This is a genomic window from Synechococcus sp. R8-2 (genome assembly GCF_047461715.1).
Taxonomy (GTDB): Bacteria; Cyanobacteriota; Cyanobacteriia; order Thermostichales; family Thermostichaceae; genus Thermostichus.
In genome coordinates this window covers 1-9766 of the sequence record NZ_JANSHQ010000249.1, presented here as the reverse complement: position 1 = coordinate 9766, position 9766 = coordinate 1, and the positions used below count along the sequence as shown (strand labels likewise).

At 59.1% G+C, this 9766-nt stretch carries 8 protein-coding genes; 7 read left to right on the top strand and 1 reads right to left on the bottom strand.

Annotated features, from left to right (window positions below; all coding sequences use genetic code 11):
- From NW819_RS06620 to NW819_RS06595, 6 genes are all read left to right on the top strand, one after another.
- Nucleotides 1-444: heterodisulfide reductase-related iron-sulfur binding cluster (locus tag NW819_RS06620; RefSeq protein ID WP_414413269.1), on the top strand; the 444-nt coding region annotated here is incomplete at its 5' end.
- Nucleotides 445-591: 147 nt separating this feature from the next.
- Entirely contained in the window at nt 592-2118 is a 1527-nt protein-coding gene (locus NW819_RS06615; protein WP_414413268.1) for a hypothetical protein, read from the top strand.
- Nucleotides 2119-2258: 140 nt separating this feature from the next.
- Nucleotides 2259-3245, top strand: coding sequence for a pentapeptide repeat-containing protein (locus NW819_RS06610; protein WP_414413267.1), 987 nt, complete (start codon nt 2259-2261; stop codon nt 3243-3245).
- A gap of 144 nt (nt 3246-3389) precedes the next feature.
- Nucleotides 3390-4868, top strand: coding sequence for a sensor histidine kinase (locus NW819_RS06605; RefSeq protein WP_414413266.1), 1479 nt, complete (start codon nt 3390-3392; stop codon nt 4866-4868).
- A gap of 109 nt (nt 4869-4977) precedes the next feature.
- Nucleotides 4978-5736, top strand: coding sequence for a sensor histidine kinase (locus NW819_RS06600; protein ID WP_414400573.1), 759 nt, complete (start codon nt 4978-4980; stop codon nt 5734-5736).
- A gap of 68 nt (nt 5737-5804) precedes the next feature.
- Nucleotides 5805-6548 (top strand): response regulator, encoded by a 744-nt coding sequence (locus NW819_RS06595; RefSeq protein WP_414413270.1) that lies wholly within the window; start codon nt 5805-5807, stop codon nt 6546-6548.
- 47 nt (nt 6549-6595) lie between these two features.
- Here NW819_RS06595 and NW819_RS06590 read toward each other — a convergent pair whose 3' ends face one another.
- Nucleotides 6596-8239: a DUF3352 domain-containing protein gene (locus tag NW819_RS06590; RefSeq protein WP_414413265.1), complete on the bottom strand. Its 1644-nt coding sequence runs from the start codon at nt 8237-8239 to the stop codon at nt 6596-6598.
- Nucleotides 8240-9111: 872 nt separating this feature from the next.
- On the opposite strand from NW819_RS06590, the gene NW819_RS06585 reads away from it, so the two are divergent.
- A partial coding sequence (locus tag NW819_RS06585; RefSeq protein WP_414413264.1) for a hypothetical protein occupies nt 9112-9766 on the top strand: 655 nt, incomplete at its 3' end.

Here is a 9766-nt window from a genome sequence, read left to right as displayed (position 1 = left end):
CTGCGCTGCGCTGCCTTCTACGGGTGTTATCTGTTGCGGGCCTACGACATCTCCCGCTTTGATGTGGCGCGGGATCCCCATTTGATGGAGGATCTCTTCGAGCGTTTGGGGGCCACCCCCGTTTGGTATCGCGGGCGCACCCAGTGTTGCGGTTGGCCCATTTCCAGCTACGCCCCGCAGCAGTCTTTCTCGATGGCAGGCCGGCATCTCGTAGAGGCAACAGAGGCGGGAGCGGATTGTTTGGTTACCCCCTGTCCCCTGTGTCACCTCAACTTGGACTCTCGGCAGCCGGAGGTGGAACAGGTGATCGGGCGCAAGCTGGGGATCCCGATCCTGCATTTGCCACAATTGGTGGGCCTGGCCCTGGGGATCCCGGCGGAAAACTTGGGACTGAACCGCCATGTAGTACAGGTGGAAAGAGCCCTGCAAAAAACAGGCCGCTAAATCCCACTTGATGGCTGGGGGATCCCTGGGCAAACATCAGGTCTGGGAAGGATGTGTTATTCTGCCCAGCAAGGTACCCGTCCTTGTTCAAAAACCGCAAAGATCCTCGTAAGCTTAGATCCACCTACTCCTGCTTAGCAGCTCCCTATGGTTGTCTCGGATCCCTTTGGCCTTGTTGTGCAAGAAGTGCAGCAGGGCGGGTACGCAGACCGAGTGAAAAAGCTGGTTTACTTTGCCTGCACCAGCACTTGGGAAAGCGATGTCAGCAAGTTGAACCAAATAGACCTGAAAGCTCTGCTGGAGCAGCTCTGCCGCCAGCACGCTACCCTTGATGCTTTGGGCCAGCGCTTTCGAGATGCCATTAGCCGCATCAACAAAAAAGCCGAGTATGCTCGCATCGCCAAGATGCTGCTAAGCAAGCTACAGCCCCTGTATCAACAGCCCCAAGCGGATCCCTCAGTTTGGGCTACGCCCTCGCCTGTTTTGTCCTTGGAATATGGCGGCCTGCAACTGCAAAAGCAAGACTACGATCCCTTCGAGCTGCGGGCAGGGGTGATGCGGCAAACCAGCCCTTTGCGGGCCAAGCTGGTTCTGTTCACGGCTTTGTACCACAAAGTAGAGCCTACTCTGCAGGGGTTGGCGGCCCTGCGGCGCTACAGCCTGGACGAGCTGCTCAGAGCCCTCTACGATGCCTGCGCCTCCCCCCAAGAACTGGAAGCCCGGCTGAAGGAGGCGGTGCAGCAGTTGCAGGAGCCGGATCAGGATGGCCAAGCCGCCAATGCTGTGCTGCAGATGCTGAAGCCTCTTTACGTTGACGTGCCCCCAGCGACCCTCCCCGGCGGAGGATTGGCTGCTGAGCCTCTCTCCGCCAATCTGGATTGGCTGAATACCGAAGATGCCGCTCGCGCGGGCGAGGCAGAGTCCCTGGCCAGCCCCATGACTTGGATTGACGCTGGGATCCCAGAAGATGAGGAAGAACCTGCAGATCCTCTGGCTTTTGCAACCTGGACAACACCACCCGGCCCCTCTTCTGACCTGCGACAGGAGATCCCAGAGTCCTGCTGCCAACTGCTCCATCGCAGCGCCGGATCCCTGATGGTTGCCATCGAGAACACCCTAAGCGAGTTGGGCAATGCCCTGGACGAAGGGCTACAGGATGAGGATCCCGTCCAATATCTGACCCTCAAACACCAAGTGCTGCGCGGCTTCTTGAGGGATGTCGAGGGATCCGCCGCAATGTTCATGGGGATTGTGAAAAAGCTAGAACAATCGGAGTGGCGCTTGGTGCAGCCCCCTCACGTCAGCAATGCAAAACAGGCTCTGCCGGAGGCGGTTACCGAAATGCCCGCTGAGCTGGCGGATCCCTATGCTTCCCTAAGACAGGTGTTGGCCAGCAGCGAGCTGGCCCAGCAAAAGCCGCAGTTGGAGCAGGAGGTGATGCGTTTGGTGCGGCGCAGCGTCGGCTCTGTCAAAACTGCTATCGAACAGGCCCTGAGCGAGTTGGGCAAGGCGTTGGATGAGCAGTTCCAAACCTGCACCCTAGAGGAAGCCTTGGTTCTCAAGTACCAAACACTACGCGCCTTTTTGCAGGAAGTGGGGGAGATCTCCACCAAATTTGCTGCTTTCTTGGATCGCATGGAGGAGGCAGAGCGCCGTCTGTTCGGGCTGGTTTGAAGCTCAAACCCGCTGTTTGGGGATCCCGTTCAACACTGGCGATCAGCTGCGCAGAGTGCTGGGGAAACGCCCGGATCCTTATCTAGAATAACCACCAGTGCAGCTCCTCTCTCACTTCTCTGAGCTCTCCCCTCTCTTCTATGGATGCCAAGGATCTGCTTCGGCTTTACCGGGCAGGACGGATCAACTTTGCCGGCGAAAACCTGGCCGCCCTTGACCTGAGCCGGGCCGATTTGATCGGGGTGGATCTCTCCCAAGCAAACCTGCACAGTGCCAATTTGATCTTCGCCTTCTTGGGGCGGGCCAAGCTGCAGAAGGCCAACCTCGTCGGGGCTAACCTTGGTGGGGCCAACCTCAGCCAGGCGGACTTGAGCGAGGCGGATCTCAGAGATGCCCAGTTGCACGGCACCACCCTACAAGGGGCAGATTTGCATGGGGCCAACCTAACGCTGGCCCTGTTGATCGATGCCAACCTGCTGGATGCGGATCTGCGCTGGGCCAACCTCACCAGTGCCAACTTGGGAGGGGCTTGCCTGCGGGGGGCCAATCTCCGTTTCGATAGCCGCCGGGGAGCGGTACTGCGCAACGCCAACCTCAGCCGCGCCGATCTCAGCGGAGCCAACCTGTCGGGAGCGGATTTGACGCGGGCCGACCTGAGCGGGGCCAACCTGAAAGAGGCCAGTCTGATCAAAGCCAACTTGCAAGGGGCCAATCTGCAGCAAGCCCGTTTGCAAGGGGCCATCCTGAGCGAGACCGACCTGAGGGGGGTTTCTTTTTTGGGGGCAGACCTGCAAGGGGCGCAGATGGCGCGGGCCAACTTGAAGGAGGCGATACTTCGCCAGGTGAATTTGACAGAGGCCAACTTAAGCGAGGCGGATCTGGCCGGGGCCGATCTTTCCGCGAGTTCTTTGTGCTCGGCCAAACTGGCGCGGACGGATCTCAGTCGGGCCAATCTGGCCGGGGCCGATTTGCGGTGTGCCAACCTGGTGGATGCCTATTTGGGCCGCACCAACCTGGAAAATGCCGATCTCGGCGAGGCAATCCTAACCCGAGCCGATCTGAGCACAGCCAACCTCAGCGGGGCCAATTTGCGCGGGGCAACTCTGCCGGATGGACGGGTAGGCTGATTGGACAGACTCGCTACCGTATGAGGACGAGGATTCTTGTCCCTGAGTGAGACGGGGATCCGCCCCGGAAAAGGTGAGGTTTTCCCCTGCCCCAGAGGGGCCACAACCGCTACCCTACAAGGGAAGGATGGGTCAAAGAGATCCGTGAACAGCCGCCGATTTCTGTCCTTGATGGAAGCTTTGTGGGCCGATCTGCCCTTGCCGGAATGGTTGCCGGGGGCAGGAGAGCGCTCCTGGCAGCAGACGGTGGCAGCCCTGCTCCAGCTATGGCAAGAAGTTGGACAGTTTGGGGTGGTGATCGGTGGGCCGGTGTCTTGGTGGCCCCCCTGGGTGGTTCGGGATCCGCTGCCTCAACTGCCGTCGCCCATTGACGCTCCAGAACCGAACCTGAAGCTGCGGGAGCTGGCCCGTGAAGATCCCTGGCTGTTTACCCCCGACTTGTCCCCCGAGTCGATTCTGACCCCTGGCCAGACGGTGATCCCTCTCCTGCCGCAGGATCCCCTGGTGGAGGAGCCTTTTTTGCTGGTGCTCACCCCTGTTTTTTCGGCGGTGGCCGCCCAAGGGCATCACCCCCACACGCGGCAGAGGGGGATGATGGTGTCTTTTGAGCCGGAAGTGGTGCATCGGGCTTGGCAGATCCTAGAGCAGCGGGTTCAACAGGGTAGGCCGGATCGCTTGCCCTTCTGGCAGGAGCTGATCAAGCACCATCCCCTCATGGAGCCTCATGTGCGGGTGCTGGCCCGCTTCAGCAGCCTTCTTCTGCTGGGAAACCTGGCCGAGTCGGGATCCCCGCCCGCTCGCTTACCCCCCGCCAGAGCCGAGAACTCCCCTGCGCCCACAACCCGGCCAGAAGATTGGCAGAAGCGGCGGTCTCCTCCTTCCCATGGCCAGCCTGCCGGTCAAGGCCAACAGAACAGCCTTTCGGAGGCAGAACTGTTGCGGGCTCTCATCCACGAGATCCAGACGCCCCTCAGCACCATCCGCACCTTGGTTAGTCTCATCCTGAAGCGGTGCGATCTGCCGCCGCGGGTACGGGAATACGTGGAGAAAATTGACCGCGAATGTACCGAGCAAATCAACCGCTTCGGGCTGTTTTTCCAGGCTACAGAAACGGTGATGCCCGCTGCTACCCCACAGGAGGGGCGTCGGCTTCAGCTAGAGCCCATTGCGCTGGTGGACTTGGTGCGGCAAAACCTGCCTCGCTGGCAGGAGCAGGTGGAACGGCGGGGATCCCAACTGGAGTTGGAGATTCCCGATGAGCTGCCGGATGTGGTCAGCGATCCCAAGGCGCTGGAAGCGGTGCTGTTTGGCATGGTCGACCGCATTGCCCGCAGCACGCCGGCTGGCAGCCACATTCGCGCCCAGTTGGTCAGCGCAGGGGAGCTGGTCAAACTTCAGTTTCAGGTCAACACCCCTGAGGGCAGCGACGCCACTGTTGCCTCAGAGCCCAAATCCCCTCAGGCGATTGGGCAGTTGTTGGTCGTGCAGCCGGATACCGGTGCAGTGAGCCTCAGCCTTCCCGTCACCCAAACTCTGTTCCGCGCCTTGGGGGGCTACCTCACCGTGCGCCACCGCGCCCGTCGGGGGGAAGTTCTCAACATCTACCTGCCCCGCCAGCTATAAGCCACCCAGTTGGGATCCCGATACCGTCTCAACGCTGATGTGGCGGAACCCAGGGAAGATGGGGCTAGGATCGATCTGCCAGCGCCGGGAGAGTCTAGGGATTGGATCCATGCCGAGAGCCAGAAAAGTTGCTGAACACCATCCAGAGCCTGAACCCGTCTGCGGAGCCGGAGAACCCAAGGTTAAGGGGGTCACTCTTTCTGCCCAGCAGCTTTCCACTTTGCTTCACGAAATGCGCAATCCTCTCACCGCCCTGAGCACGCTGGCCAAGTTATTGCAAAAACGCTTGCCCCCCGAGGATCGCAACCACTGGATTGGCCTGAGCATTGAACAGGAGTGCAAGCATTTGCAGGAGCTGCTGGCGGAGTTCGAGCGTTTGGACGGGATCCCGGCCCCCCTCCAGCTTCAGCCCCTCTCCTTGGCCGACCTGCTGCGGGAGTGGATCCCCATCTATCAAGCCTTGGCCGAAACCCAGGGACACCACTTTCAAGCCGTTCTGCCCCCTTCCCTACCCCCTGTACAAGCCGATCCGCGTGCCCTGCGGCAGGTGCTTGATAACTTGATCGACAACGCTTGCAAGTACACCCCGCCCCCGGGTGAGATCCGGCTGAGGGTGGAGTTGGGTGAAGATCCCTCAACTGCTTCGCAACGGGAAGTGTTCGTTGCCGTCTGCGACAACGGCCCCGGCATCCACCCTGAGAACCTGGAGCGGATCTTCGACCCCTTTTTTCGGGCAGATCTTTCTAAGCCGGGGCAGGGGCTGGGGTTGGCCATCAGCCGCGACTTGGCCACCCGGATGGGCGGAGATCTCCAGGTGGAAAGCTCTCCCCAAGGCTCCTGTTTTTGCCTGAGATTGCCCACAGGTTAGTAGGAAGATTGTAGAGATATGGGATGGCAGGTGCCGCCAAACGCTTGAACGCTACCCAGGAGCTGCAGATGGCCTCTTCTCCCCCAGCCAAACCCGAACCCCCTGCTGCCAGTCCAGCAGCCCGCATTCTGCTAGTAGATGATGAACCCGGCTTACGGGAAGCGGTGCAAGCCTACCTAGAAGACAGCGGCTTTGAGGTGATCCCGGCGGCCAACGCCCAGCAGGCTCTGCAACTGCTCAGCACGGCCCAGCCTCAGTTGATCATCTCCGACATCATGATGCCGGGCATGGATGGCTATCAATTTTTGGCCCAACTGCGAAAACTCGAGCCCTACAGCCATCTGCCGGTGGTGTTCCTCACCGCCAAGGGGATGACCGCCGACCGCATCCAGGGTTACCGGGCCGGTGTCGATGCCTATTTGCCCAAGCCCTTCGATCCGGAGGAGCTGGTGGCCATCGTCTCCAATCTCATTGAGCGATCCCGCGCTGCCAGCCCTTCGGAGGTGGTGGCCCGCGAGCTGGCCTCGATTCGCGCCCTGCTGTCGGAGCGCACCCTTGCCACAGCCACGCCTGCCCAGACCTCTGCCCCCACCCCCCTGCCCCCACCCATCAAGGTAGAGCTGACGCCGCGCGAGCGACAGGTATTGGAAAAAGTGGCAGAAGGGCTGATGAACAAGGAGATCGCCAAGCAACTGCAGACCAGCGTGCGCAACGTGGAAAAATACGTGACCCGCCTGCTGAACAAGACGGGCACCAGCAGCCGCACCGAGCTGGTTCGCTATGCCCTTACCTATGGCCTAATTCGGCTATAGCCCTCACCCCCAACCCCTAGGAAGACTGAAGAACGTGAGACACGGTTTTATCGCTGGGGCTTTGGTGGCACAGTAACCAGCAGCTCCAACCCAAAGGCGTGATCCCCGGCAGGGTAGCTGGTAATGCCCAGCCCATCGACGCGGGTCAGCAGCTCGCGGGCCTCCGGCTCTAAGCTTGCCAAACCGCCCGGCAGCGTAGCCTCCAGCACTGTGCGGATCCCTTGCCAATTCAGCAAAAAGTAGCCGTAGTTGGGCTTGGGCAACTGATCGTAGAGGGTCTTCAGCGGCTCAGTTCGAGGGAGCAAATTGCCCTGGCGTTGGGCAAGCGTTTGCAGTGCTGCCGTGCTGGTGGTAACGATCAGGTAGTTGCCTTCCCAAGCCCGCACCAGAAGCGGTCGGTTGAACAAGGGATCCGCCCAGATCACCTGCCCACCGGCTTCCGTTACCCCTACTCCCGATTCTTGGGCCAGCCGATCCAACTGAGTCAGGGCCGCGTTGGCCTTGTCTTTTTGGCTGGTCTCGATCACCAAGGCTGCTCCCATGCCCTGCAACAGGGGATGGGCTTGGGCATCCGGTGCCACCAGCAGGGCCATCTCCCCATCCATCCAAGCCAGCAGATCTTTTTCCAAGTCCAGACGGGTATTGGCGCGAAACTCAGCCCGCAGCTCCTCTAACGACTCCTTGACCGGCGGATCTTTCTCCAGCTCAGGCATAACGGCTTGCCAGCGCTGGGCGATCTGTTGGGTGGTCAGCACCGCCAGGGCATTGCCGGGCAGCCGCTGAATAAGTTCGCCGCGAGCCGGTTGCCACCCCCCCTGCACCTGGGTTTTCGGATCGGTCTGGGTCAACATGCGCAGCCGTAGGCCCTGCTCTTGCCAGTGGGCAGCCATGGCCAAAGAGCGCAGGGGTTGCAGGGATCCCAGCGTCGCCGGATCCAAATCCTGCATCCAGTCTTGGAAAGACTCGGGATCCTCCTGCAAAGCCTGGAAGTTGAAGTAGGCAAAGGCCAGCGTGCCGCTCTTATACAGATCGCCAACAGCGGTGCGGAAACTTTCGGAGCGGCCAATCGGCTCTGCTTCGCCGCGATACACAGCAATCGCCTGCTGCATCACCCTCGGGTCGTTGGCCACTGCCACAAAGCGGTTGCCAAACTCAGCAGTTACCCATCGCTCGCCCGGCTCTCCGTTGGTTTGCACATAGAGGGTGACCCCCTGCTCCTGGCGCTGCTCGAAGTTCGCCCCTTCTGCTGCTGCCTGTTGCCGCACCTGGGCCAAGAATTGCCCAGACAAATCAGCGTTGCGGGTGCTGGCTCCAAACAGGATCCCAGGCACCGGCTCGGCAGCTCCGGGCACCAGATTGGGGATCACCACTGCCATCGTGAATTGCTCGCCAGCCCAAGCTTGCATCTCTTCCCGAGAGAACTCCTTGCCGGTTTCAGCCAAAGCTTCTGCCGTCCAGCTCTCCCACTGGGCCAAAAGGTCAGGGTGAGTGCGAAAAGATTCTTCCGGTTGGGTAGAAAAGGTCAGCACCAGGGGCGCCGACTGGGGAACCAGCGCGGTTTCCGGCAGAACATCGCCGGGCAACTGTACCTGTGGCCCTCTGAGTTGGCAGGATCCCAGGAGCCAAGAGCCCCCCACCGCCATCAACGTAAGGGAGAGAGGGCGCAGCCGAGAATGAAGCTGGACTTGCATGGCGGCTACCTAAGCAGCTAGTGGATATAGCCAATCGTAGCATCTAGGCATGAGCCTGCAAACCCAAATTTTCTGTAAGTGAAAAAACGTTCCACTCTAGCACAAGTTAAGATAGTCTAACAAGATAGTCTAAATTGTGAGTAAACCTACGGCCTGTTCACAGATCAAGGGATACAAAACGTCGTGTTTCTGAGGCTTGATTCCGATGAGTCCAGAACAGGCAGGCTTACAGCTGTATCCTGTAGCCTCTTAATAGGCTGTAGCGTAATAAGATCCCAAACTCGGCCTGGAGGAGCTGTAGTGAACCAAAGTCCACGAAATGCTTGCCCCGCGGCGATAGCAGCCAAGACAGGAATAGTTATCAGTTGAACATTTCCTGCAACAAACTTGAAGCTTTCCTGTACATGTTGCTTTTCCCCAGGCAATGACACTTCTCCCTTTGCCAGAAGTTGCAATCCTTGCTATGCTTGAGCTTAAGCAGAGCTACTCCTTCTCTCTAGCAGGAAGAGCAATGGGGGTCATTAGCTGTGACGCAAGCCACCAACTTTGAACAGCTGGGAACTTTATTTTGGCAAGGATCCTACTCTGCCTTTTTTGCCCAGGCCGAACAAGAAAGTATTCCCTCAATTCTCCTAGAGACCATTGCTCTTTCCATCGCTCCTGAGTTTGCAGAAAGGTACAGGGGTGGATCTCTAGAAGGGTTATTGTGGCCACAGACAAAGCGACTTTTGCAAGTTCTGTCGATTGTCTATCAACCTGTTGCAGAACGCATGCGGGAGGAAGCCCTAAAGCTTCCTGTACACCACCACCATAGACTTCAGCTGCTGGCGCACAGCCTTGACTGCTTCGCTAGAGCTGGGGAAGAGGATTGGGTGTGGTTAGTATTGAAGCAAATTCTAGAAGATTGGCCTCCAAATGCCTTTATCAACTCTCTTTACGATCCCCAGACAGGCGAGGAAGTGGCGCGCCTGTGGCTATTTCAGGTTACTCAATACCTTCGTGACCTCTCTCAGGAGGAGGCTGATGCCTTTTTACCCACAGCCAGTTCCTTCTATCATCGAGAAGCTGCTGCTGCGTATGGCCACTGGGTCAATCAGAAACGGAACGGCGACTCCGCCTGGCCAGAGTGGTATATCCCACCAGAAATCCGGCTAGATGAGCCTTTTGGAGCAGCTCTTGCAGAAATTTGCAGGGATCCCTCCCTGCGGGTGGTGGTCGAGGTAGGGGCCAGTAGTGGAGAAGGATCCACAGCTGTTTTGCGCTACGCCCTTCCCAACTCTGTTCGCATCTACAGCATAGAAGCTCATCCTGAGCGCTACAAAGAGCTGGCTAGAAGGGTAAGCAAGGATCCCCGCTGTGTCCCCATTCACGCTGCTGCCCAACCTAGGATCGCTACAGTGGAGGAGGTGGAAGAATGGCTGAAATCTTGCTCCAGCTTCTGGGTCCCCTATAGCCGAGAGCAGGCTCTGGAATGGCACCAGGAGGGACAAGATTTACTCAAGTCTGTTCCCACAGATGGGGCAAGCC

What these genes read in the sequence shown, in the direction of transcription:
- NW819_RS06590 (WP_414413265.1), bottom strand. Translation starts at nt 8,239, where the DNA reads ATGCAAGTCCAGCTTCATTCTCGGCTGCGCCCTCTCTCCCTTACGTTG.
- NW819_RS06610 (WP_414413267.1), top strand. Translation starts at nt 2,259, where the DNA reads ATGGATGCCAAGGATCTGCTTCGGCTTTACCGGGCAGGACGGATCAAC.
- NW819_RS06615 (WP_414413268.1), top strand. Translation starts at nt 592, where the DNA reads ATGGTTGTCTCGGATCCCTTTGGCCTTGTTGTGCAAGAAGTGCAGCAG.
- NW819_RS06595 (WP_414413270.1), top strand. Translation starts at nt 5,805, where the DNA reads ATGGCCTCTTCTCCCCCAGCCAAACCCGAACCCCCTGCTGCCAGTCCA.
- NW819_RS06600 (WP_414400573.1), top strand. Translation starts at nt 4,978, where the DNA reads ATGCCGAGAGCCAGAAAAGTTGCTGAACACCATCCAGAGCCTGAACCC.